This window comes from Paucibacter sp. Y2R2-4 (genome assembly GCF_025717535.1).
Classification (GTDB): Bacteria; Pseudomonadota; Gammaproteobacteria; order Burkholderiales; family Burkholderiaceae_C; genus Paucibacter_A.
On the sequence record NZ_JAJIRO010000005.1, the window covers coordinates 558,770 to 582,920 of the forward strand.

Below are 24,151 nucleotides of genomic sequence, written 5' to 3' on the forward strand. Positions count from 1 at the left end.
GCGTCAAAGTTTTTACGTTGTTGAAAATCCCAGAAGTCAAAAGGACAAGCCCATGACACCGTCAGACGTCAAAGCCACCCTGTCGTTTTCCGACGGCAGCCCCAATATGGATCTGCCGATCTACAAAGGCTCGGTCGGGCCCGATGTGATCGACATCCGCAAGCTGTACGCGCAGACGGGCAAGTTCACTTACGACCCGGGCTTCTTGTCGACGGCTTCGTGCAATTCCACCATCACTTATATCGATGGCGACAAGGGCGAGCTGCTGTATCGCGGCTACCCGATTGAACAGTTGGCCACCAACTGCGACTTCCTGGAAACCTGCCATCTGCTGCTGTACGGGGAACTGCCGGACCAAGCCAAGAAGGACGACTTCGTCAACCGCGTGACCCATCACACGATGGTCAACGAGCAGATGCAGTTCTTCCTGCGTGGCTTCCGTCGCGATGCGCACCCGATGGCGGTGATGACCGGCTTGGTGGGCGCCATGTCGGCCTTCTATCACGACAGCACCGACATCAATAACCCCCAGCACCGCGAAATCGCAGCGATCCGCTTGATCGCCAAGATGCCGACGCTGGTGGCCATGGCCTACAAGTACTCGATCGGCCAGCCTTTCATCTACCCGCGCAACGACCTGGGTTACACCGCCAACTTCATGCACATGATGTTTGCGACGCCTTGCGAGAAGTACGAGCCGAATGAAGTGCTGGTGCGCGCCATGGACCGCATCTTCATCTTGCACGCCGACCACGAGCAAAATGCTTCGACCTCGACCGTGCGTTTGTGCGGTTCCTCGGGCACCAACCCCTTCGCGGCCATCGCCGCAGGTGTGGCTTGTTTGTGGGGGCCCGCACACGGCGGCGCCAACGAAGCTGCACTGAATATGCTGGAAGACATCCAGCGCAATGGCGGCGTCGAGAAGATCGGCGAGTTCATCAAGCAGGTCAAGGACAAGAACTCCAACGTCAAGCTGATGGGCTTCGGTCACCGGGTCTACAAGAACTACGACCCGCGCGCCAAGCTGATGCGCGAAACCTGCCATGAAGTGCTGAACGCCCTGGGTCTGCATGACGACCCGATGTTCAAGCTGGCCATGGCGCTGGAAAAGATCGCCCTGGAAGACGACTACTTCGTGTCGCGCAAGCTCTACCCGAACGTCGACTTCTACTCCGGCATCGTGCAGCGCGCCATCGGCATCCCGGTCAGCCTGTTCACCGCGATCTTTGCCCTGGCCCGTACCGTCGGCTGGATCGCCCAGCTGAACGAAATGATCGGCGACCCCGAGTACAAGATCGGCCGTCCGCGTCAGCTCTTCGTGGGCGCCACTGCTCGCGATGTGAAGCCTATTGGTCAGCGTTGATCTAGCACGGCTGATCCGTTTGGCTACGCGCTGAGCGGATCAGCCTGTTAAGAGAACCCTCGCAGCCTCGCGCTGACGGGGGTTTTTTTACGGCTGGTCTCAGCTTACGGCCTGCATGGTGCAAGCAAGCTAGCGGCCAAGCGCAGGTGATTGCTGGCTTTGTGACTGACTTGTCACAAGTCAAGGGTCTGTTTCGGCTATGCTTCGCACAATGGCAAACGTTTGCCACCACTGTTTCATGGCTTATTCACGAATCCACATCTTGTGAGCACCATCAAAGACGTAGCCGCCTTGGCCGGGGTGTCCTTCACCACCGTTTCCCATGTCCTGAACGACACCCGGCCGGTCAGTGCCGAGGCGCGTCAGCGCGTGCTCGCCGCGGTGGATGAGATTGGCTATTTGCCCAGCGCGGTAGCTCGCTCACTGCGCAAGAGCGAAACCAAGATCGTTGGCGTCTTGGTACCCAATGTGCAAAACCCCTTCTTTGCTGAGTTGGTGTGCGGCGTAGAGGCCTACTGCCGAACGGCCGGTTATTCGGTGTTCTTGTGCAATTCGGACAATGACCCGAAGCGCCAGCAACAGTACATGCGTACCTTGTTGGAGAAGCGGGTGGACGGGCTTTTGCTGTCCTCCGCCGGTGACGACGAAGCCCTGGCGCATATCTTCAAAATGGCCAGCGTACCCTCCGTCACCGTGGACCGGTTGGTGCCCGGCGCACGCGCGGATCGGGTCTCGGTCAACAACCAGCAAGGCGCTTGCAATGCGGTTCGGCACCTGATTGAGTTGGGTCATCGCCGCATTGCCTGCATCAGCGGCCCTTCTGAGTTTGAAGTAGCGCGGGAGCGTTGCGAGGGCTGGCGTCAGGCCTTGCGTGAAGCGGGCATCGTGCCGGACGAGAGCTTGGTGATCGAAAGCGATTTCAGCAGCCCAGGTGGCTATGAGTCCGCGCGGCAGATGCTGCACAGCCAGGGGCAGGGGGGGGGGGCAGGGCCGGCGGTGACCGGCATCTTTGCCAGCAACGACATGATGGCCATCGGAGCGCTGCGCGCTGCCGCCGAGTTGGGTTTCAAGGTGCCGCAGCAAGTCTCTATCGTTGGCTTTGATGATATTGAGTTGAGCCGTTATGTGTTTCCTGCACTGACGACGGTCGGATGCGGTGTCCGCCAGTTGGGTACTGAGGCTGGGCGGGTCTTGATTGAACGCATTGAGCACCCAGGCGGGGAGCTGAAAGAGGTTTTGCTAACGCCCCATCTGGTGGTGCGCGAGAGCACGGCGGCGCCGCCAGAACCGCTAGCCCCGCCAGCCCCGCGAGCCCACTTGGGGCAGTAAAAAAGAGAAAAACAATTGAGCGAAAAGACGATAGCAATGACAGCGAGCAATTCGAACCGCAGCCATGCAGTGGCGGAGTTGGCAGCAGGGGCGGCGGCGCGGGTGGCGGTGATTGGCAGCATCAATATGGACATGGTGGCGCATGCCCATCGTTTGCCGGGTGCTGGTGAAACTCTGGCCGGGAATGACTTCGTCATGGCCCCTGGCGGCAAGGGCGCCAATCAGGCAGTGGCTGCGGCTCGCCTGGGTGCGACGGTGGACTTCATCGCTCGCATTGGCACGCGTCAATACGGGGCAGACTTATTGGCCAGTTTGCAGGCCGAAGGCATTGCTTGCGCCGGTGTGCAGACGGATGCCACGGCCTTGCCGGGCATTGCTGTCATCATGGTGGGCCGCGAGGGCGGCGGCGAGAACGCGATTGTTTATGTGCCTGGTAGCAACGCGCAACTGAGCCCGGCTGATGTGTCGGGCAGCGCTGCAGCCTTGCAGACCGCTGCCGTGGTGGTGGCTCAGACCGAAGTGCCCTTGGCCGCGATTCAGCAGGGCTTTGAGTTGGCCCGCGCCGGTGGCGCTGTCACCGTCTTGAATGCGGCCCCAGCTTTGCCCTTGAGCGATGCCTTGCTGGCCCAGGTTGATTGGCTGGTGGTCAATGAAACCGAAGCTTTGCAGCTGTCTGGTTTGCAAGACACAAGCGTGGAGGGCCTGCGCGCCGCAGCCCAAGTGTTGCAATTGCGCGGCGTTAAACAGGTCTTGGTCACCCTGGGAGCCGAGGGCGTTTTGCTCTGCTGCGCCGGTCATCCGGCTCAGCAATTGCCAGCTTTTGTTGTTGATGCGGTGGACACGGTCGGCGCCGGCGACACCTTTGTCGGTGGCTTGGTGACCGGCCTGGCAGAAGGTCGCCCGGCCGTGGATGCAGTGCGCTTGGGCCAGGCGGCGGCTTCGATTGCGGTGGCCCGCTGTGGTGTGCAGTCGGCCATGCCTTTGCGGGCGGAGTTGCCGCCGGAGTTTGCGCCTCAGTTGGCTTCGGCCTGATGCCGGCCGACGCTGAGGAAGCAAACATAAGAAACGGATTGAACAAAATGAACGACCAGAAGGCCGCCAAGAAAAGCACTCACCCTATGCCGGTGATTTTTGATACCGACCCAGGCATTGACGATGCCATGGCCCTGTACCTGCTAGCTCGGCATCCGGCCCTGGACTTGCGCGCCATCACCACCGTCTTTGGCAATGGCTCTATCGAGGTCACCAATCGAAATGCCCGTATCTTGGCGGCTCTGTATCAGCAGCAAGTACCTGTCGCGGCTGGAGCGGCCGGCCCCTTGCACGACAACGCCTTGCGCGAGTTTTCCAGCCATGTGCATGGTGACGACGGCTTGGGCGGCGTGGCCGACCTGGCCGAGCGTGCGGCCCTGGGCCTCAGTCCAAATGCGCAGATTCCCGCCTTGGACGCTCGCCCGGCCCATCAGTTGATTTGCGATCTGGTCAACGCCGAGCCAGGCGCGATCACCTTGATTGCGGTCGGCCCCTTGACCAATCTGGCCTTGGCCCTGCGCCAAGACCCCAGCATTGCGAGCAAGGTCCATCAAGTCATCGTCATGGGCGGCGCCTTCGGTACGGCAGCCCGTTGCGGCAACGTCACGCCGGTTGCGGAGGCCAATGTCATCAATGACCCGGAAGCCGCCGATCTGGTTTTCACCGCTGATTGGCCCGTGGTGATCGTGGGTCTGGACGTCACCCAAGAGGTGGTGATGGAAGAGTCTTATCTGGCCAGCCTGCAGGGGCGCGGCGGCGCGGTGGGGGACTTCCTTTGGCAGGCGACCCGCCATTACCAAGACTTCTACTATGGCTGCGACGGCATCAAGGGCATCTACGCCCACGACGCCAGCGCGATTGCCTATGCCATCGAGCCCGAAGCCTTCACTTTGAGGTCTGGGCCGGTGCGTGTGGCCATGGAGGGCATCGCTCGCGGCCAGACCATTCAAGACTTCCGCAAACCCAGCGGTGCGCAAACGCCCTGGAGTGGCTGCCCCGCGCAGCAGGTTTGCATCGGTGTTCAGGCCGAACGAGTCTTGGCCTTGTTCGACCAGGCCTTCGATCCTGCCTTCGACCTCAATACCGATCGTCCCGCAGGCCAAGGCGCCTGAGGCTACAGTTGGCGCCACGCGCTGACTTCATGGAGACCCCAAACATGTCCAACACAAAAATCTTGAAGGCCCGCTGGTTGCTCAGCATGGCGCCTGGCAGCCAGGTGCTCAATGACCATGCGCTGGTGATCAGCGTTGAGCGCATCGCCGCCATCCTGCCCTGGGCCGATGCCGAAGCGCAGTATCCCGATGCCGAACGTGTCGAACTGGGCCAGCATGTGCTGATCCCCGGCTTGATCAATGGCCACACCCACTCCGCCATGTCTTTGCTGCGCGGCGTGGCCGACGATGTGCCCTTGATGGACTGGTTGCAAAACCACATCTGGCCCTTGGAGAAGAAGTGGGTCAGCGAGGACTGGACCTATCAAGGCTCCTTGCTGTCGGCCTGCGAAGCCTTGCGCGGCGGCGTGACCTATCTGAACGATATGTACTTCTTCCCGACGGCGATGGCGCGCGCGGCCATCGATTCGGGCATTCGTGCCGGCGTGTCGATCAATGTGATCGACTTCCCTACCGGCTACGCCGCTAATGCGGCCGAGTACATCGCCAATGGCCTGGCAGCCTATGAGCAGTTCAAGGGCCAGGCCTCGCTGGACTGGACCTCGGCCCCGCACGCGCCTTACACCGTCTCTGACGAGACCTTTGTGCAGCTGCGCGAGTTGGCCGAAAAATACGATATGCAGATGCACTGCCATATCCACGAGACCCAGGACGAAGTGGACGGCAGCCTGAAGCAATACGGCGTACGTCCGCTGGAACGCTTGAACAAGCTGGGCCTCTTGAATGAACGCATGATGGCCGTACACATGGTGCATCTGACCGACGACGAAATCGCCATGCTGGGTCGTCAGGGCGTGCATCTGGTGCACAACCCGAATTCGAATATGAAACTGGCCTCCGGCGTTTGCCCGGTCACGGCTTTGGAAGCGGCCGGCGTCAACACGATTCTGGGCACCGACGGCGCGGCTTCCAACAATCGCCAAGACATGTTCGGCGAGATTCGTGCCGCCGCCTTGCTGGCCAAGGGCTCGACCTGCAACCCAACCACCGTGTCGGCACGCACTGCGCTGGAGATGGCCACCATCCGCGCCGCCAAGGCCATGGGCCGTGCCGATGACCTGGGTTCGCTGGAAGTGGGCAAGCTGGCCGATGTGGTGGCCGTTTCCTTGGACTCACTCGAGTGCCGCCCGGTCTACAACCCCGAGGCGCAGCTGGTCTATGTGGCCGGCCGCGAGCATGTGTCGGACGTTTGGGTCGGTGGCCGCCAGGTCATGAAGGGTCGGGTCTTGACCACCTTGGATCAAGCCGCAGTGCTGGATCGCATCGAGCACATCGTTTCGCAGATGAAGGCCGGACTCTGATTTTTTGCTGAGCCGATGAATTGAAAGGGCCATGCCTCACGGCATGGCCCTTATTCAATGCGCGGTGCTTAAGAGATCAGCCCGGCATGAAATGCAGGCGCTTGGCGATCAGCACACCATCCTTGTTGACGCTGCCCTTGATCTCGACTTTCAGGCCATTGCCCAGCTTGGCGGCGTTGCCGTCAATGAACTCGACCGTCGCGCCACTCGCATCCACCTTCTGGCTGGCAACCTTGAAGTCTGCGCTGCTGAGGTAGTCGACGATCAGTCCGCTGAGATAGACGTACTCGGCTCCCTCACTGTCTTTTTCGGGCTTTTGCACCTCGATCTGCAGCGCGGTCAGCACTGGCTTGCCATCGACCTGAGTCAGGGAGGCCTGCACGCTGACGCGGGCGCCGTTCTTCAGGTCGGCCAAGCTCGTGCCTGCGGGTTGCAGTCGGCTGTCCTTGTTGATCAGCACAGTGTTGCTGCCGACCTTGAAGCTCGCATCGCTGACGTCGAACACGGTGCCAGAGAAGCCCACCGTCTTGCTGACCGCACCCGTGGAGATGATCTTGATGCTGCTTGCCGTGAAGACGCCACTGGCTTCCGAGTAGCTGCCTTCCGCCACCAAGACCACGCCGTTCAAGAGATTGGCCAGCGACTTGCCATCGGGGCTGAGTTTGGTGGTCTCGCTCCACTGCACCGTGGTGCCCAGCAAGCTGAAGCGCTTAGCGGCCAGATCAACAGCGCTGATGGCGCCTTCCAGTCGGGCCGGTTTGTCGGCGGGCGGTGCTTGTATTTCGACGGTCTTGGCCGATACGCCGGTGGAAGTCAGTTGACCGCTGATGGTCACCCAAGCGCCGGTGGCAAGGTCGCTCGCTTTGCCCTTGCTGAAAGAGGCTTGGCTGGCATCGACATTGGTGCCGCGGAGATTGAAGTTAGCGACAGAGACGAAGTCGGTGACCTGGCCGATCAGAAGGGCCTTCATCGCCGATTCAGGTTTCTCGGCCTTGAAGACCTGCAGGCTGCTGGCTTTCAACACGCCGTCTTTCAAACTGCCCTTGGCGAAAGCCTGGGCGCCGTTGACGATGTCGCTGGCCAGCGTGCCTTCTTTCAGCGTCGCCGCGCTGGCGTCCACTTGCACATCACCGATGCGCAGCGAAGCCAGGCTGCTGAAGCTGCTGATTTGTCCGCCGACGCTGACATCGCCGGAGTCGGGCAGCTTGCGCGACTTGAGCTCGACGGCACTGGCTGTCAACACCGTTTGGCCGCCACTTTGGGCGGGCGCGCCGCTGGCCACCACGCTGACCAGCTTGCCGTTTTCAAGTACGGCGCCTTCCGGCAAGACCTTGGCCTTGGCGTAGTCCACTGTGACGCTGGCATTGCCGGCCAGTGAAAAGCGCTTGGCCGTCGCATCCAGGCCTTGTACCGGGCCGCTGAGGCGGTAGAGCTCGCCGCCTTCTTTCAGCTTGCGCTCGATGCGGCTGGCGGTGATGGCGCCGTCGCTGGCGACGGTCCCCGAGACCTTGAGCAAGTCGCCGGCGAGCAACTGTGTCAGGCTGGCAAAGCCTTCGAACACGGTCGGCATCTGTCCGCTCGTGCTCGTCTTGATGGTCTGCCCGAACACAGTCAAGGTGCCGGCCGCGCTGTCCACCGAGGACACCGTGCCCACAAGGGCGAAGTTCACCAGCAGGTTTTGCAACACGCCATCTTTCAGCTCGCCCTGCACCCGCATGCCGGTGCGCAGGTCGCCCAAGGTGGCCAGCTTCTTCAGTTCGGGGTTGTCGCCGATTTCGACCTTGGCACCGGTGTCGGGGTAGCGTTGGCCGTCAATGACGACGCTGCCGAAGCCGGTGATAGTGCCTTCGACCAGGCTCAGGGTCGAACTGGTGGGCGTGCTGGGCGCTGGGGCTGCGGGCGCTGTTGCAGCGACCTCGCTGCTGCCGCCGCCGCCACCACAGGCGACCAGGGCGGCTGCGCTCAAGGCGCAGAGGGCATGGAGCGCAAAACTAAGGCGCTGCGGCCAGGGCTTGAGTTGCTTGTTCATCGGATTGGACCTTTTTACTGCAAGGGGAGGGTGCTTGAAGTCATGGCTGGCGCCACGGACCCAATGTAGGCAAGCCAAGCTTGCTGCATGTGAGTGATGTGTTTCCGGATGTTTCTAGCGCAGCCTGCGGGCTGTGCGATTTGTCACAAGTTGTGGCGTGCCCGCTTCGACGGTCGTTTTGCGCAGTTCGGCGGCAGTGCTTCGCAGATCGGTAAAATCCCCAGCTTTCTTGGCCGGACCTTGTCGGTTCGCGCCAGCAATTCGCAAATCCAGTGCTGAATCCCCGTGTTCGAGGGCTTCAGCGCGCCGACGCTCCGGGACTCCATGGCCAAGCTCAAGCAACTGCTTTCTTTCGAAGGTGGCAACGCCCTTTCTGCATTCCGTGCTCAGGCCTTGCTGCCGCAACTGCAGGCGGTCAATGAGCGCATCAGTGCTGTTAAGGCCCGCCATGTGCACTGGGTCTGGAGCGACGCCGCGCTTGCCGAGGAAGACAAGTCCAAGCTGGCGGCGCTGCTGAACTACGGCGATGCTTACACCGGCGGCGGCGACGAAGGCAGCCTGGTGGTGGTGGCGCCGCGTCTAGGTACGGTCAGCCCCTGGGCCTCCAAGGCCACCGATATCGCTCATAACTGCGGCCTGAACATTCACCGCGTCGAGCGCGTCACCGAATACCGCATCGTCTTGAAGTCCGGCCTGCTGGGCGGCTTGCTCGGCGGCGAAAAGGCCTTGAGTCAAGAGGAGTTGCTGGCCTGCGCTCAAGTGCTGCATGACCGCATGACCGAAAGCGTGCTGCTGGCCCGTGAAGAAGCTGCGCATTTGTTCGACGAGCGCGAGGCGCAGCCGCTGGAACATGTGGATGTGCTGGGTCAAGGCCGTGCCGCCTTGGAGTCGGCCAATAAGACCTTTGGCCTGGCCCTGTCGGTCGACGAAATCGACTACCTGGAAGCGGCCTTCAAGCAATTGGGCCGCAACCCCAGCGATGTCGAGTTGATGATGTTCGCGCAGGCCAACTCCGAGCATTGCCGCCACAAGATCTTCAACGCCAAGTTCACCGTTGATGGCGAAGAACAGGCGCTGAGCCTGTTCGGCATGATCCGCAACACCGAGAAGCTCAACTCGCAGCACACGGTGGTGGCCTATTCGGACAACTCCGCCATCATGGAAGGCCACGCCATCGAGCGCTGGATGCAGGCCGGCGACTGCCGCGCCCCGCAGTACCAGGCGCGCGAAGAAACCGCCCATGTGTTGATGAAGGTGGAAACCCACAACCACCCGACGGCGATTTCTCCCTTCCCCGGTGCCTCCACCGGCGCCGGCGGCGAAATCCGTGACGAAGGCGCCACCGGCCGTGGCGCCAAGCCCAAGGCCGGCCTGACCGGCTTTTCGGTCTCCAATCTGCGTTTGCCCGGCCTGAATGAGCCCTGGGAGCAAAAAGAGGTGGGCAAGCCCGCCCATATCGCCAGCGCCTTGCAAATCATGATCGAAGGCCCGCTCGGTGGCGCAGCCTTCAACAACGAATTCGGCCGGCCTGCGCTGGGCGGCTACTTCCGCGTCTATGAGCAAGAAGTCGACGGCGTGCAGCGCGGCTATCACAAGCCCATCATGATTGCCGGCGGCTTGGGGGCCATCCGCAGTGATCTGACACACAAGATCGAGTTCCCGGCCGGCTCCCTGCTGATTCAGCTCGGCGGCCCCGGCATGCGCATCGGCATGGGCGGCAGCGCCGCCAGCTCGATGGCGGCCGGCACCAATACCGCCGACCTGGACTTCGACTCGGTGCAGCGTGGTAACCCCGAGATTGAGCGGCGTGTGCAAGAGGTCATCAATCATTGCTGGGGCCTGGGGCAGAAGAACCCGATTCTGGCCATTCACGACGTTGGCGCGGGCGGCATCTCGAATGCCTTCCCTGAGCTGGTCAACGACGCCGGGCGCGGCGCTCGTTTTGATTTGCGCAAGGTGCCGCTGGAAGAGTCCGGCCTGGCGCCCAAGGAAATCTGGTGCAACGAGAGCCAGGAACGCTATGTCTTGGCCATCGCGGCGGACAGCCTCGAGCTGTTCCGCAGCATGTGCGAGCGTGAGCGCTGCCCCTTTGCCGTGGTGGGCGTGACCACCGAGCATCGCGAATTGGTGCTGGAAGACGGCGAGGGCGGCGAGCGCGCCATCGACATGCCCATGGACGTCTTGCTGGGCAAGCCGCCCAAGATGCACCGGGAAGTGAGCCGCGTGCAACGCAGCGGCGGCACGCTGGCTTTGACCGGTGTCGATCTGGCCACCGTGGCGCTGGATGTGTTGCGCCACCCGACCGTGGCCTCCAAGCGCTTCTTGATCACCATCGGTGACCGCACCGTCGGTGGCTTGAACAGCCGTGACCAAATGGTCGGCCCCTGGCAGGTGCCGGTGGCCGATTGCGCGGTGACTCTGGCCGACTTCAAGGGCTTTGCCGGCGAAGCGATGAGCATGGGCGAGCGTACGCCGCTGGCTGCTGTGGACGGTGCCGCTTCGGGCCGCATGGCCGTGGGCGAAGCCATCACCAATTTGCTGGCCGCGCCGATCGAGCTGCCTCGCGTCAAGCTCAGCGCCAACTGGATGGCCGCTTGCGGCGAGCCGGGCGAAGACGCCGCACTGTTCGACACCGTCAAGGCTGTCGGTATGGAGCTGTGCCCAGAGCTGGGTATCTCCATCCCGGTGGGCAAGGATTCGCTGTCCATGCGCACCCGTTGGACCGATGACAAGGGCGCCGAGCAGCAGGTCACCGCGCCGGTGTCGCTGATCATCTCGGCCTTCGCGACCGTGGCCGATGTGCGCGCTACTTTGACCCCGCAATTGAAGACCGATCAAGGCGACACCAGCCTGATCTTGGTGGACTTGGGGCACGGCAAGAGCCGCATGGGCGGCTCCATCCTGGCGCAGGCGCTGAACCAGTTCGGCGGCGCGGTGCCCGATCTGGATGACGCTGCTCAGCTGAAGCGTTTGGTTACGGCCGTCAACGCCTTGCGCGCCGAGGGCAAGCTGCTGGCCTATCACGACCGCGGCGATGGCGGCTTGTGGGCGGCCGCTTGCGAGATGGCTTTTGCCGGCCACGTGGGCGTCAGCCTGAATGTCGATATGTTGGTGACCGAAGGGGACGGCGTCAGCGACAGCCGCGCCGACACCGGTGATGCCAAGAACTGGGCCGGCCAGGTCAGCGCCCGCCGCGAGGAACTGACGCTGAAGGCCTTGTTCAACGAGGAACTCGGCGTGCTGCTGCAGGTGCGCAGCAGCGACCGTGATGCGGTGCTGCAGACCCTGCGCGCGCACGGCCTGTCCAAGCTCAGTCATGTGGTGGGCAAGCCCAATACCACTGCGACCGTGGAAGTCTGGCGCGATGCCAAAAAGGTCTTCAGCGCACCGCTGGAAACGCTGCACAAGAGCTGGGACCAGGTGTCGGCGCGGATTACCGCTCTGCGCGACAACCCGAGCTGCGCCGAGAGCGAGCATGCCCAAGCTGGTTTGGCCGCTGACCCTGGCCGCCATGTGCATCTGAGCTTCGACCCCAAGGAAGACGTAGCCGCGCCTTTCATCAATGTCGGCGCGCGCCCCAAGATGGCCATCCTGCGCGAGCAGGGCGTCAACTCGCATGTCGAGATGAGCTATGCCATGGCCAAGGCCGGCTTTGACACCTATGACGTGCACATGAGCGATTTGCAGGCCGGCGCAGTGACGCTGGATCAGTTCAAGGGCTTTGTCGCCTGCGGTGGCTTCAGCTACGGCGACACCCTGGGCGCCGGTGAGGGCTGGGCCCGTTCGGTGATGTTCAACCCGGTCTTGGCCGATCAGTTCAAGGCCTTCTTTGGCCGCAGCGACAGCTTTGCCCTGGGTGTGTGCAATGGCTGCCAGATGATGGCGGCTTTGTCGCCCATCATCCCCGGCGCGCATGACTGGCCCAAGTTCACTCGCAACAAGAGCGAGCAGTTCGAGGCTCGCCTGGCGATGGTGGAAGTCTTGGACAGCCCCAGCCTCTTCTTCAAGGGCATGGAAGGCTCGCGCCTGCCGATCGCCGTGGCGCACGGTGAAGGCTTTGCCGACTTCTCGCAGCGTGGTGATGCCGCCAAGGTGGCTCGCGCGATGCGCTATGTTGACAACTTCGGTCAGCCCACCGAGACCTATCCGCTCAACCCCAACGGTAGCCCGGATGGCCTGACTTCGGTGACCACGGCGGATGGTCGCTTCACCGTGCTGATGCCGCACCCCGAACGCGTCTTCCGCAATGTGCAGCTGAGCTGGACTTCGGGTGATGTGAACGAGCTAAGCCCTTGGATGCGCATGTTCCGCAATGCGCGCCGTTGGGTGGCTTAATCCGGTCTCAGACTGAAGCCGCGCCCAGGCATCGGGCGCGGTGGCTTGTCAGCTGAGTTTGTCGGCGCCGCCGCCCAGCTGTGGCGCCACAAAGGGCAGACGGATCGTGAATCGGCTGCCCTTTTGAGCTTCGCTATTCAGGGCAATTTGACCGCCCAAGATGCCGGTCACGATGTTGTAGACGATGTTCAGGCCCAGGCCGGTGCCGCCTTGCCCCATTTTGGTGGTGAAAAAGGGGTCGAAGGCCCGGCGCTTGACCTCGCTGCTCATGCCGGCACCATTGTCTTCAACGATCAGCAAGAACTCGCTCGACTCGCCGCCGTCTGGCGAGCCGGCGAGATCCTCAACACGAATCGTCAGCAATGGCTCAACGCTCTCGCCGTCGAAGGCGTGGAGCATGGCATTCATGATCAGATTGGTCAGCACCTGACCCAAGGGTCCGGGGAAGCTGTCCAGTTCGCGCGACAGCGCGGCATTGACTTCAAGCGCAATGCCCGCCTTGCGCAGACGCGGCCGCAGCAGGCTCAGCACATCGTCAACCACCGAGACCAAACTGAACAGCCGTCTTTGCGCCGTCGTCTGGTCCACCGAGACCTGTTTGAAATGGCTCACCAACTCATTGGCGGTGGACATGCTGCGCAACAAGATGCTGCAGGCGGTGTCGGCATCATTGAGGTAGGCATCCAGCACCGAGCGGCGCATTTGTCCGCCCTCGAAGTTGCGCCGCGTCTGTTGGGTCAAATCATGCAAGGTCGAGGCCGTGGTTAAGCAGTTGCCCAGCGGGGTATTCAACTCGTGCGCGATGCCCGCCACCAGTGAGCCCAAGGCGGCCATTTTCTCGGCCCGCAGCAGTTCCATCTGGGCTTGCTTGAGCGTGTCCAGCGTGCGGCTCAGTTCAGCGGTGCGCTGCTCGACGCGCGTCTCCAGGCTGGCATTCAGGTTCACCAAATCGCGCTCGGCGCGGCGCTGTGCGCTGATGTCGCGGGCAATACCCAAGAAGCCGATGGCTTGGCCCGCCGAGTCTTGCATGCAGCTCACCGTCAGCGAGACTTCCAAGTGGCTGCCGTCCTTGCGCACATAGGTCCAGACGCGAGTCTCGATGCCGCACTCTCTGGCCTGAAGCACAAAAGCTTCAAAGCCCTCAACGGTTCGTCCGAGGCTGAGGCTCAGTTCGGCGGCGCGGGCCTCAACCTCGCTTTGCAGATGAATCAGCGCCGGCGTGTGACCCAGCATCTCGGCTTCGGCATAGCCGAGCATCTGCTCAGCGCCACGGTTGAACAAGCCGATGCGCCCTTGCAAATCGGTGGCGATGATGGAGAACTCCAGCGCGGCGTCCAGCACCGCTTGAAGGTGATCGCGGGCCAGGGTCAGGTCTTGCTCCGACTTGCGCAGGGCGGCCTCGGCCCGGCGTGCGGCGCTGATGTCTCGGCCCGTGCCCCGGTAGCCTTTGAAAACGCCCTGTGCGTCAAACACCGGCGTGCCTGAGATGCTGACAAAGCGGAACTGCCCCGCATCATCCAGATGCGAATACTCAAAGTCTCTGAAGGCTTCATGCCGGGCCAGCAGGGCGCGATGGCTGTCCCAATCAATGTCTGGAGACAAATTCGGCGAGTCCCAACGATAGCGGCCCAGCAAGCGTTGCGGATCATGTTCTCCATGCTCGTCGGCGAGCCGTGAGATGAAGCTGAAGCGCAGATGTTCATCTTGCTCCCAGACCCAGTCGGCTGAGATTTCCGCCAGGCTGCGAAAGCGGGTTTGGGCGGCTTGAAGTTCGTTTTGGCTTTGGGCACGTTGCTGCACTTCTTTGGACAAGGCCAGGTTTTGTGCCTGCAGCAGGCGTCTGCGGTACACCAACAATGCAGCGAGCAGAGCAAGTGCAGTACTGCTCAATAGCGAGGCTGCAATTTCGGCGGTGTAGCGGTGTGCGCTGGCAGCCGGGCCGGTGGGCAATGATGGCGCTGCCGTCAAAGCCCAAACGGCGCCGGGCATTTGCACATACTGCGTCACGCTGGCCGCATCCTGAATCAGGTCGGCATCGCCCCAAATCAGCTCACCCCGGCCTTGCGGCTCACCCTGGACTTGGTGCAGCGCCAGGCGCAAGCCTTTGTGTTCGGCCAAACCGACCGTCTCGATAAATCGGGCGAGATCCGCCACCACCGATATCACGCCCCAATAGCCTGGCTTGGCCTCGTTCGCCGGCAGCGTCGGCGCGGGGCTGGCATTGGCGCCTGCGAGGAGGTGCTGGGTCTCAGGCAGGAAGACTGGCGTGCGCTGGATGATGCCTTGTCCCCCTTGCACCAGCTGAACCGGGCCCACCAAGAGCGGTCGGCCCAGCCGTTTGGCTTGCTGAACCTGCTGGTACTGCACCGGGATCTTGCGATAGTCCAAGTTCAGCACCGCTTGGTTGCCGGCCAGCGGATAGACATAACGCGCTATGTCATCAGGAGCCGCCACAATGCTGCGCACCTGGGGCAAGAGCTTGACGACCCGGCCAGCCAGGGCCTCGAAACGGGCGCTGGAGATGCCGCCGTCGAGCTGAATCATCGCCTCCAGCCCGAGGGTCGGGCTGAAGGTGGCTTGGGCGACGGCTTCCAGGCGGGTGCGTATGGCGCTCAGATCTTGGTGCAACTGATTTTGCGCATGAGCGGCATCTTGGGCCTGCCGCGCCAGCAACAAAATGCTGCTCAAAGCCAGGGCAGCGAGACCGACCACCAGCGCCGGCCAGTAGGCCATCCAGGCGGGCAAGCCGGCGTCAGTCGTCTTGCTCAAAAGAGGCTCAGCGTTGGAGACGGGCGGTTCGCTCATGAGCCCCATTGTGGGGCGATTTCCTTTGGGAAAAACGGGGACAAAACCCAGGGTGTGGACTTCAGTCTGAACTGCCCAATTGCACCTGTTGTTTGCGCGCCTTGCCCGCCCGCCACACGCTGAGCGTGACTCGCTCGCCCACCTGGCGGCGCTCGAGATTGCTCAGCATATCGTCCAAGTCCTCGACGGCTTCGTCGTTGATGGCGGTGATCACATCGCCCTGGACGATGCTGCCGTCGCGTGCGCGAGCAAAGGCTTGCAAACCGGCTTGTGCGGCGGGGCTGCCGGGGCTGACCCGCACCAGCGCCACCCCCTTGGGCAGTTTCAAGGCCTGAGTGAGATTGGCCGGCCCGGCGGTCACGCCCAGGGCAGGGCGGACCATGCGGCCATCGGTGATCAAGCGTGGCACGATGCGGTTGACCTCATCCACCGGGATCGCAAAGCCGATGCCGGCGCTGGCGCCGCTGGGGCTGTAGATGGAGGTGTTGACACCAATCAGGCGCCCGGCCGAGTCCAGCAGCGGCCCGCCGGAGTTGCCCGGGTTGATGGCAGCATCAGTTTGGATGGCGCCGCGAATGGTGCGCCGGGTCACCGATTCGATTTCGCGGTTCAAGGCACTGACGATGCCCTGGGTCAGGGTCTGGTCCAAACCAAAGGGGTTGCCAATCGCATAGACGGCTTGGCCCACTTGCAGATCGCGGCTGCTGCCCACCGCGATCGGCGCCAGCTTGTCTTTGGGTGCTTCAATGCGCAGCACCGCCAAGTCACGGTCTGGGAAGACGCCGACCAGTTTGGCCGGGTAGTTGCTTTGGTCCGACAGCGTCACCGTGGCGCCGCTGCCGCCTTGGATGACGTGGAAATTGGTCACCACATGGCCGTCACCGTCCCAGATAAAGCCGGTGCCGGTGCCGCTGGCTTGTTGAGTGACATTGAGGCTGAACATATCGCGCGAGGTGGTCAAGGTGGTGATGTGCACCACCGAGGGCGAAGTCTTTTTGAAGACCGCGATATTGTTCTGTTCAAGGGCATCCAGCGGCCCGCGGGCCTGCACCGCACGCGGCTGCGCTTGGCTCTTGCTCTGCACATCGGCCGGCCACAGCCAAGCCAGACTCAGTGCTAGGGCCAGGCCCGCGGTGACGGGCAGCAAGAGCCGTTTGGACATGGAAGGCTTGGTGGCAATCGTGGGAGAGTTTTCAGAAAGCATGGCTTCGGGCGCCGCTTGCTGGCGCTTCAAGTGAGTGCAAGGATCTAATTTAGAACTTGGGTCTGCCAGGTCAAAACTCAAGTCCGGCATAGACTGCGCGCATTTTGACGCCACGAGATTTCGCTTGAACGACGACACCTTGCTCGGCTCCGCGCCGGCCAGCCCCGACCCTATCCCCATCGCTACCCGCTACCCCCGGCTGGATGCCTTGCGCGGCTTCGCCATCGTCTGGATGGCCTTGTTTCACTTCGCCTTTGATCTGAATCACTTCCGCTGGATTCAGCAGGACTTTTACCGCGACCCTTTTTGGACGCTGCAGCGCAGCCTCATCGTCAGCTTGTTCTTGCTCTGCGCCGGCATGGGCCAAGCGCTGGCCTTGCATCAGCAGCAGACGTGGCCGCGTTTTTGGCGGCGCTGGGCCCAGGTGGCCGGCTGCGCGGTCTTGGTCAGCCTGGGCTCCTGGTGGATGTTTCCGCGCAGCTTTATCAGCTTTGGGGTGCTGCACGGCATGGCGGTGATGCTCGTGCTCTTGCGCTGGGCCGGCCCGCGCTTGTCGATTGGGGCCTGCTTACTGCTGGGCTTGCTATGCCTGGGCCTGCCGAGCTGGGTTCAAGACCCGTTCTTTGATAGCCGCTGGAGCAACTGGATCGGCCTGGTTACCCGCAAGCCGATTGCCGAGGACTATGTGCCGGTCTTGCCCTGGTTGGGGGTGATGCTCTGGGGCTTTGCGCTGGGACGCTGGCTGCTGCAGCAAAAGAGGGGCTCTGTCGCAGCGGGGCTGATCACCGGCCCGATGCCCCGGCTTTTGAATCCTTTGGCTGTTTTGGGCCGATGGTCACTGAGTTTTTACATGCTTCATCAGCCGGTTTTGATCGCTTTGTTGACGCTAGCCGCTACGATGCACACATGAGCTCCAACAAAATTCTCTTCGGCTTTCATGCCGTGACCGTGCGCCTGAAGACGCATCCCGAATCCATCGTCGAAGTCCATTACGACACGACGCGGCGCGATCAGCGCATGCGCAGCTTTGTCGATCGCGCCCGTGATGGCGGCGCCAAGCTGATTGAAAGCGATGACGACCGCCTGGCCAAGATCGCCGGCACCACCCGTCACCAAGGCGTGGTCGCCAAGGTGCAGGCCCTGGCCATGCCACAGTTCTTGGATGATGTGATGGAGACCATCGAGGGCATGCCCCTGGTTTTGGTGCTGGACGGCGTGACCGATCCACACAATCTGGGTGCTTGCTTGCGTGTGGCCGATGGCGCCGGCGCGCACGCTGTGGTTGCCCCGAAAGACCATGCGGTGGGCCTGAACGCCACCGTGGCCAAGGTGGCCAGTGGCGCCGCAGAGACCGTGCCTTATCTGATGGTCACCAATCTGGCCCGCTCCCTGAAGGAGTTGAAGGAGATGGACGTCTGGGTGGTCGGCACCTCGGACCAGGCGGAGAAATCCATTTACGACATCGACCTGAACCGTCCGCTGGCCCTGGTGCTGGGCGCGGAAGGCGATGGCATGCGCCAGCTAACGGCCAAGACCTGCGACGAGTTGGTGCGTATTCCGATGCTGGGATCGGTGGAAAGCTTGAATGTCTCGGTGGCCGCCGGCGTCTGCCTGTACGAGGCGATGCGCCAGCGTCAGGCCGGCAAGAAGGGATAATCTCGTCCCGCTTTCGACCCTCAACAACAATAGCAAGAGCTCCCGCCATGGCCGTCATTGAAGTTTTTCACCCCCTCGTCAAACACAAAATCGGCCTGATGCGCGAGGCCGACATCTCGACCAAGAAGTTCCGTGAACTGACCGGCGAGGTCGGCCGTCTCTTGGCTTATGAAGCCACGGCCGACTTCCCGCTGGAAAAGACCACCATCGAATGCTGGAGCGGCCCCACCGCCGTGGACCAGATCGCTGGCCGCAAGGTCACCGTGGTGCCGATTCTGCGTGCGGGTTTGGGCATGATGGATGGTGTCTTGGACATGATCCCCAACGCCAAGATCAGCGTGGTCGGCCTGGCGCGTGACCATGAAACTCTGCAACCGGTGCACTACTTCGAACGCTTTGTCGGCCAACTCGAGGAACGCACCGCCTTGATCGTTGACCCCATGCTGGCCACCGGTGGCTCGATGATCGCCACCATCGACCTGCTGAAAAAGCGCGGCTGCAAAGACATCCGCGCTCTGGTGCTGGTCGCCGCCCCCGAAGGCGTGGCTGCATTGAACGCCGCCCACCCCGATGTACGCTGCTGGACGGCTGCCATCGACAGCCATCTGGATGAACAGGGCTACATCATCCCGGGCCTGGGTGATGCAGGCGACAAGATCTTCGGAACGAAAGAGGGCTAGGAAAGCCCTCTCTCGATCTTAGAAGGCTGAGTTTTTAAACCCAACCCAGCGCCCCAAGCACGCCGCCGGCCAGCACCATCCACACCAAGCTGATTTTGGTGCGCAGCGTCAACACCAGGGTGGCTGCAATCAAGAGCAGGGTGGTGGGCAGGTGGTCTGGCGTCCTTAAGTAAGGCTCGGCCAGCAGCCAGCCGGTAGAGATCAAAAGCCCCAAGGTCAGCGGCGCCATGCCGGCGGTGAAGGCGCGCACGCCGAGGCTGTCGCGGTTCCTGCGGGCCCAGCGAGTGGCGGCCAGTACCAGGGTGGTGGAGGGCAGCATGATGCCGGCCATGGCGGCAAAGGCGCCGGCCAAGCCCGCCACATTCCAGCCCAACACGGCCACAAAAAGCAGATTGGGGCCGGGCGCAGCCTGGGCTAGGGCGATGGAGGAGGTGAACTGGGTGTCGGTGAGCCAGTGTTGCTGTCCGACCAAGTAACGGTGCATCTCCGGGGCGGTGGTGATGGCGCCCCCAATGGCCAGCAGCGACAAGGTCAGAAAGTGCAGGAACAGGGCCCACAGATCGGGCGAGGCCGCCGTCATGGGAGTTCTGACTCTTCAGTAGGCGTGCGGCGCAGCTGCCACCATGCCAGGGCCATGCCCAAGCCTCCCAGACTGAGCAGCAACTGCGGCAAGGGCAAGCGCAGCCAGAGCACGGCGGCGATCGTCAACAAGGCCAAGATCATGGCCGGCCATGCGCCCATGGGGCTGCGCTTGAGAGAGGGCCCGAGCTTCAAGGCGGTGGCCAGAATCAAGCCCGCCGATACGGCCCCCATGCCGCGCACCGTGTTGGCGACGATCGGGTGGGCGGCCATTTCGCCATACAGCGCCGCCAAGCCGATGACGATCAGCAAGGGAAACACCAGCATGCCGGCCATGGCGGTAAAAGCGCCCCGGATGCCAAAGAATCGGTCGCCCAACATCAAGGACAAATTGAGAATGTTCGGCCCCGGCAGCACCTGAGCCACGGCGAAGACGTCCAAGAATTCTTCGCGGCTGAGCCAGCGCAAACGCTCCACCAACTCCCGCTGCGCCACCGCCAATACGCCACCAAAGCCTTGCAAAGCCAGGCGGTTGAAGGCCCAAAACAACTCGCTCAGCGAGGCTGGCTTGTTCAGTGGCTCGCTCATCATCAGCGCAAGACTCGCAGGGCCTCAGGATTGACGATATTGCTGGGTTCGTTGCTGATGTAATTCAGTACGTTGTCGAAAGCCGCGCTCAAATACATTTCATAACTGTCTTGCTCGACGTAGCCGATATGCGGCGTGCAGACCGCGTTTTCGAGGCGGAGCAGAGGGTGGCCTTGCAATATAGGCTCACTTTCGAACACATCGATGGCGGCCATACCGGGCCGGCCGCGGTTCAGTGCCGACACCAGCGCGCCTTCGGTCAGCAACTCGGCGCGCGAGGTGTTGACGAACAATGCGGTGGGCTTCATGCGGGTGAGATCCTCCAGCGTGATCATGCCGCGGGTGGCAGCGCAGAGGCGCAGATGGACGGACAGCACATCGCTGCTCTCGAACAAGGCGTCGCGACTTTGCACAGCGGTGTAGCCGTCAGCCTCGGCGCGCAAGCGTGACGCCTCGCTGCCCCAGACCTGCACCTGCATGCCGAAGGCGCGGCCATAGCCGGCGACCAATTGGCCGATCTTGCCGTAACCCCAAATGCCCAGGGTCTTGCCCTTGAGCACCATGCCAAGCCCAAAATTGGCGGGCATAGAGGCCGACTTCAGCCCCGACTGTTGCCAGGCGCCATGTTTGAGGTTGCCGATGTACTGCGGCAGGCGCCGCATCGAGGCCATGATCAGCGCCCAGGTCAACTCGGCCGGCGCCACCGGTGAGCCCACGCCTTCCGCCACGGCGATGCCCAGCTTGGTGCAGGCTTCAATGTCGATGTGTGAGCCGACGCGACCGGTCTGGGCGATGAGCTTGAGGCGCGGCAGCTTCTCAAGCAGCTGGCGCGGGAACTGGGTGCGCTCGCGGATCAACACCAGCACCTCGGCGTCTCGCAGGCGGATCGACAACTGCCCGATGCCCTTGACGGTGTTGGTGAAGACCTTGGCGTTCAGGTGCTCAAGCTTGGACGCACAGCGCAGTTTGCGAACGGCGTCCTGATAGTCGTCTAGGATGATGATGTTCATGGCTTGAGGCACATTCTGCCTTGCCCAGCGCCGGCTCTCGGGCGCACCCTCGGAAAATTGTGACCGGGTTTATCCGTGTCTCTGGAACTGCCGGCTCGCTGCGTCGCTGCCGGGGTAAACCTGTTGCAGTGCATCCAAGACCGCCATACGGTGGTCATTGGCGCGCTCACTGTCCAGCGGCAAGGCGGCCAGCAAGGTGGAACGAATCAGCCACAGCTCAATCGGTTCGCTGGCTTGGCGCACGATGCGTTGCAGACTGTGGCCAATCTCTCCGGAGACCTCGGCCGCTGCGCGGGTGAAGGCCAGCTTCAGCTCCACAAAGGCTTTGCGCACAGCGATGCGTCCGCGGCGCTCATCGGGGCGGCCGGCGCAGGCATAGGCCCAGGGTGGTGGGAAATGCGGAATGTCTCGCAGAGTCAGTTCTTGCATGATTGGCTATTCGCTCAGTGTCTTTGGCCGGCGCGGCCCATGGTGGAGGCAGCGCCCAGTGCGACGACAGAACCTTGGCGACCTGACAAACTCAGGCTGGCACCAAACTGAAAGTGGACATTGAGTTGCTTGAGGCGGCTTTCGGCCTCGGTTTGCGAAAAGGCGCGTGCGACCTCGGTATAGGCTTGTGCGCGCAGATGCCAGAGATCGCGCAGGCTGCGGCTGCAGCGAATATTGCGGCGCAGTGCATCCACGCCTTCGCCTTGCAGATCGCGCAAGCAAATCTCGAAGGCTTTGCGAATGCTGGGCACATGACTGAGCATCAGGCTCTCACAAGGCGGGGTGGTAGGGTTGGCGCCCGCAGCATCGTTTTCGCCCGGAATCCAACGCAACAAGCTTTGCCATAGCGAATCTCCGCCACTGCGGGTGGCGCCAAAACTGCTTGGCGAGCCGCCCAGGCTGCTGCGGCTCAGGGTCGAGTGCTTCAGGGGCAAGGCTCCGCGAGTCCTGGCCCATCTGGTCAGAATTGCATTCAGCATCTTTTCGCTTTTTGGTTTCCTACGCCCGGGGTCAGGCGCATCCCCCTCCTACAGGGTGTGCCTAGATTCTCGGCAGACGGGGCCCAAGCTGAAGGCCAAAAGAGGCAGGAATAACAGGTCAGTTCAGCGCTGATTAGGGTTGTTGTGTAGTCTTTGGCGCTGTGGGCTGAGGAGGAGGTGCGAGCAAGGCCTGCGTCCCTCAAACAGGAGCGCTTCAGGCCCTACAAAAGCAAGAAGGAGCGACCCTTCATGGATCGCCCCTTCGTATGGGTAGCCTCGTCTGTTGTGTCGTTTACAGCAGCGGCCCGTTGCGCTTGAACTCATCTTCATCGGCCAGACGCTTGTCGAGCAGGTGTTGATGCTGCAGTTCATTCGGCGTGGGCTCGGTCGCCGACTTGGTGTTGACTTGCGCAGGCTCCACCAGCATCGGCGTGGTCGGCGCCGCCAGCACATCGTCAAGACTGACATTGGGCTTGTCGGCCTCGTTGCTTGCCGGCTTCACGGCTTGGGCAAACCACACATCGGCCATATGGTGTTTTGCCCCATCTTCCGTGGTGTAGTCGGACACCAATCCCAGCCAATTGCCGTTGTCCATGGCCGAACCCTTGTTGGCGCGCAAGTTCAGTTCAGTGATGTGGTACTCGGACAGCAGTTTGAGTTCACCCACATCGGTGACGCCATTGCTGTTGCCATCGACCCAGATGCGCAGGTCTTTGAAGCTCGCGTCGTGAAGATCGAGCTTGCCATCATGGTTGCTATCTTCTTGGGCCATCGCCACATAGCCGTTGGCGGCTTGGCTGCCGTCGGCGAGGCGTGTACCCATGCCGAAGAGCTCACGGCCGTCGTTGATTTGGCCATCGTGGTTGCGGTCCATCACGAGGAAGCCATCATGTGGGCCTGCCCAGCCGACCTGGTTGCTAACGCCGTTACCCAGCAAGTCGTAGTTCACACCGTGGGCGGCACTCAAGGTACTGACACCGTTGCCGTCCAGGTCCAAGACCATGGGCGAAACTCCTGTGACCGTCATCAAGACATGCTGCTGAGCCCCGCTCATCACCGCAATGTCGTCTGTGGTGAAGTGTGCCGCTTGACCTGCCGTGAGTGCGCCGATGTCGGCGAGTTCCAGGGCCTTGATCTGGTCGGATGTCATCGCCTCGATCTGATCGGTGGTCAAGGCATGGGCTTGCGCCGTCGTCATAGCCACGATTTGCGAGGTGCCCATGACACGGAAGTCGGCGGTGGAAATGGCGGACCACTGATCCGTGTTCAAGGCAGCGATCTGTGTGCCGCTGAGGGCTCTCAGATCGTCTGACTCCAGCTGCGCAACTTGCTGGGTGCTGAAGGCGCTGATCTGGCTCGTGCCGAATGCGGCGAACTGTGCGGTCGTGAATGCGTTCAGGTCGGCAGTCGACAGGTGGTTGACCTGATCGGTGCTTAGGGCGTTGAGTTGACCCGTGGTCATGGCAGCCAGTTGCGCATTGCTTAGCGCCGCCAAAGTGGCGTTGCTGAGTGACTGGATCACCGCGGTTCCGATGGTGACAAAGTCTCGGGTTTCGATGGCGCCGATCTGATCGGTATTCAACGCCAATCCGCCCAGTTGCGCGGCCGACAGCACACTAATCTGAGACGAATCCAGCGCCACCAATTCGGCAGTACTGAAGGTCTTGATCTGGTCTGAACTTAGCGCTGTGATTTGAGCGGTGGTCAGAGCGGTTGTTTGCGTCAGCGTCATGGCTTCCACCTGCTCGGTAGAAAGCTTGGCGATGCCTGCCGTCGAAATCGCACGCAAATCCGCGGTTTCTAGGCGACTCATCTGTTCGGTGTTGAAACCCATCACCTGCTTGCTGCTCATCAAACCAAACTGAGCGCTGGTGAAGGAATTCAAGTCCTCTGTTGACATCTTGCCCAATTGATCCGAGCTGAGCGCTTGGACCTGTGCTGATGTCATGTTGACAAACTGCACTGTCGTGAAGGCGTTCAAATCCTGCGAGGCCAGGCTTCGCAGTTGATCTGTTGTCAGTGAGTTGACCTGGCTTGTTGTCATCGCTGCAAGCTGCGCTGATGAGAGCGCGGCCAAGACATCGGTGGCCAAGGCGCGCA

The 24,151-nt window shown here is 62.0% G+C and carries 18 protein-coding genes; 9 read left to right on the forward strand and 9 right to left on the reverse strand.

Features of this window, described 5'->3' with window-relative positions; all coding sequences use genetic code 11:
• Positions 1-52 precede the first annotated feature (52 nt).
• The 5 genes from gltA to LNV06_RS20950 all read left to right on the forward strand — a co-directional run bounded on the left by gltA (position 53) and on the right by LNV06_RS20950 (position 6,197).
• Positions 53-1,363 (forward strand): citrate synthase, encoded by a 1,311-nt coding sequence (gene gltA / locus LNV06_RS20930; protein WP_263540225.1) that lies wholly within the window; start codon positions 53-55, stop codon positions 1,361-1,363.
• 264 nt (positions 1,364-1,627) lie between these two features.
• Positions 1,628-2,692 (forward strand): LacI family DNA-binding transcriptional regulator, encoded by a 1,065-nt coding sequence (locus tag LNV06_RS20935; RefSeq protein ID WP_263540226.1) that lies wholly within the window; start codon positions 1,628-1,630, stop codon positions 2,690-2,692.
• Between the two features lie 36 nt (positions 2,693-2,728).
• Positions 2,729-3,724, forward strand: coding sequence for a ribokinase (locus tag LNV06_RS20940; protein WP_263540227.1), 996 nt, complete (start codon positions 2,729-2,731; stop codon positions 3,722-3,724).
• Between the two features lie 47 nt (positions 3,725-3,771).
• Positions 3,772-4,836 (forward strand): nucleoside hydrolase, encoded by a 1,065-nt coding sequence (locus LNV06_RS20945; RefSeq protein ID WP_263540228.1) that lies wholly within the window; start codon positions 3,772-3,774, stop codon positions 4,834-4,836.
• A 44-nt stretch (positions 4,837-4,880) separates the two neighbouring features.
• Entirely contained in the window at positions 4,881-6,197 is a 1,317-nt protein-coding gene (locus LNV06_RS20950) for a TRZ/ATZ family hydrolase (RefSeq protein WP_263540229.1), read from the forward strand.
• 76 nt (positions 6,198-6,273) lie between these two features.
• Here LNV06_RS20950 and LNV06_RS20955 read toward each other — a convergent pair whose 3' ends face one another.
• Positions 6,274-8,226, reverse strand: coding sequence for a DUF5666 domain-containing protein (locus LNV06_RS20955; protein ID WP_263540230.1), 1,953 nt, complete (start codon positions 8,224-8,226; stop codon positions 6,274-6,276).
• A 324-nt stretch (positions 8,227-8,550) separates the two neighbouring features.
• On the opposite strand from LNV06_RS20955, the gene purL reads away from it, so the two are divergent.
• The gene (gene purL, locus LNV06_RS20960; RefSeq protein ID WP_263540231.1) at positions 8,551-12,561 is read left to right on the forward strand and encodes a phosphoribosylformylglycinamidine synthase; all 4,011 of its coding nucleotides are present in this window, start codon (positions 8,551-8,553) and stop codon (positions 12,559-12,561) included.
• 48 nt (positions 12,562-12,609) lie between these two features.
• Here purL and LNV06_RS20965 read toward each other — a convergent pair whose 3' ends face one another.
• Complete coding sequence (locus LNV06_RS20965; protein ID WP_263540232.1) at positions 12,610-15,366, reverse strand: PAS domain S-box protein; 2,757 nt, start codon at positions 15,364-15,366, stop codon at positions 12,610-12,612.
• 61 nt (positions 15,367-15,427) lie between these two features.
• Positions 15,428-16,528: a S1C family serine protease gene (locus LNV06_RS20970; protein WP_263540233.1), complete on the reverse strand. Its 1,101-nt coding sequence runs from the start codon at positions 16,526-16,528 to the stop codon at positions 15,428-15,430.
• A 214-nt stretch (positions 16,529-16,742) separates the two neighbouring features.
• Here LNV06_RS20970 and LNV06_RS20975 point away from each other — a divergent pair, with 214 nt between their 5' ends.
• The 3 genes from LNV06_RS20975 to upp are packed head-to-tail and all read left to right on the forward strand — an operon-like array spanning position 16,743 to position 18,906.
• The gene (locus tag LNV06_RS20975; RefSeq protein ID WP_263540265.1) at positions 16,743-17,480 is read left to right on the forward strand and encodes an acetyltransferase domain-containing protein; all 738 of its coding nucleotides are present in this window, start codon (positions 16,743-16,745) and stop codon (positions 17,478-17,480) included.
• Positions 17,477-18,226, forward strand: coding sequence for a 23S rRNA (guanosine(2251)-2'-O)-methyltransferase RlmB (gene rlmB / locus LNV06_RS20980; protein ID WP_263540234.1), 750 nt, complete (start codon positions 17,477-17,479; stop codon positions 18,224-18,226). The genes LNV06_RS20975 and rlmB overlap by 4 nt, the downstream gene beginning before the upstream one ends.
• 47 nt (positions 18,227-18,273) lie before the next feature.
• A complete protein-coding gene (gene upp, locus LNV06_RS20985; protein ID WP_263540235.1) occupies positions 18,274-18,906 on the forward strand; it encodes a uracil phosphoribosyltransferase in 633 nt (210 codons plus the stop codon).
• A gap of 34 nt (positions 18,907-18,940) precedes the next feature.
• Here upp and LNV06_RS20990 read toward each other — a convergent pair whose 3' ends face one another.
• The 6 genes from LNV06_RS20990 to LNV06_RS21015 all read right to left on the reverse strand — a co-directional run.
• Positions 18,941-19,486: a chromate transporter gene (locus LNV06_RS20990; RefSeq protein WP_263540236.1), complete on the reverse strand. Its 546-nt coding sequence runs from the start codon at positions 19,484-19,486 to the stop codon at positions 18,941-18,943.
• The gene (locus LNV06_RS20995) at positions 19,483-20,076 is read right to left on the reverse strand and encodes a chromate transporter (protein ID WP_263540237.1); all 594 of its coding nucleotides are present in this window, start codon (positions 20,074-20,076) and stop codon (positions 19,483-19,485) included. Before LNV06_RS20995 ends, LNV06_RS20990 begins: the two co-directional genes overlap by 4 nt.
• Entirely contained in the window at positions 20,076-21,083 is a 1,008-nt protein-coding gene (locus LNV06_RS21000) for a D-2-hydroxyacid dehydrogenase family protein (RefSeq protein ID WP_263540238.1), read from the reverse strand. The genes LNV06_RS20995 and LNV06_RS21000 overlap by 1 nt, the downstream gene beginning before the upstream one ends.
• Positions 21,084-21,152: 69 nt before the next feature.
• A complete protein-coding gene (locus tag LNV06_RS21005) occupies positions 21,153-21,512 on the reverse strand; it encodes a hypothetical protein (RefSeq protein WP_263540239.1) in 360 nt (119 codons plus the stop codon).
• A gap of 14 nt (positions 21,513-21,526) precedes the next feature.
• Entirely contained in the window at positions 21,527-22,006 is a 480-nt protein-coding gene (locus LNV06_RS21010) for a hypothetical protein (RefSeq protein ID WP_263540240.1), read from the reverse strand.
• A 337-nt stretch (positions 22,007-22,343) separates the two neighbouring features.
• Positions 22,344-24,151, reverse strand: a 1,808-nt coding sequence (locus LNV06_RS21015) for an SPM autocatalytic domain-containing protein (protein WP_505190990.1), incomplete at its 5' end; no start/stop codon positions are given.

Coding starts and splice junctions, on each gene's coding strand:
- rlmB (WP_263540234.1), top strand. CDS start 17,477: ATGAGCTCCAACAAAATTCTCTTCGGCTTTCATGCCGTGACCGTGCGC.
- LNV06_RS20970 (WP_263540233.1), bottom strand. CDS start 16,528: ATGTCCAAACGGCTCTTGCTGCCCGTCACCGCGGGCCTGGCCCTAGCA.
- purL (WP_263540231.1), top strand. CDS start 8,551: ATGGCCAAGCTCAAGCAACTGCTTTCTTTCGAAGGTGGCAACGCCCTT.
- LNV06_RS20945 (WP_263540228.1), top strand. CDS start 3,772: ATGAACGACCAGAAGGCCGCCAAGAAAAGCACTCACCCTATGCCGGTG.
- LNV06_RS21005 (WP_263540239.1), bottom strand. CDS start 21,512: ATGCAAGAACTGACTCTGCGAGACATTCCGCATTTCCCACCACCCTGG.
- upp (WP_263540235.1), top strand. CDS start 18,274: ATGGCCGTCATTGAAGTTTTTCACCCCCTCGTCAAACACAAAATCGGC.
- LNV06_RS21000 (WP_263540238.1), bottom strand. CDS start 21,083: ATGAACATCATCATCCTAGACGACTATCAGGACGCCGTTCGCAAACTG.
- LNV06_RS20940 (WP_263540227.1), top strand. CDS start 2,729: ATGACAGCGAGCAATTCGAACCGCAGCCATGCAGTGGCGGAGTTGGCA.
- LNV06_RS20950 (WP_263540229.1), top strand. CDS start 4,881: ATGTCCAACACAAAAATCTTGAAGGCCCGCTGGTTGCTCAGCATGGCG.
- LNV06_RS20990 (WP_263540236.1), bottom strand. CDS start 19,486: ATGACGGCGGCCTCGCCCGATCTGTGGGCCCTGTTCCTGCACTTTCTG.
- LNV06_RS20965 (WP_263540232.1), bottom strand. CDS start 15,366: ATGAGCGAACCGCCCGTCTCCAACGCTGAGCCTCTTTTGAGCAAGACG.
- LNV06_RS20995 (WP_263540237.1), bottom strand. CDS start 20,076: ATGATGAGCGAGCCACTGAACAAGCCAGCCTCGCTGAGCGAGTTGTTT.
- LNV06_RS20955 (WP_263540230.1), bottom strand. CDS start 8,226: ATGAACAAGCAACTCAAGCCCTGGCCGCAGCGCCTTAGTTTTGCGCTC.
- gltA (WP_263540225.1), top strand. CDS start 53: ATGACACCGTCAGACGTCAAAGCCACCCTGTCGTTTTCCGACGGCAGC.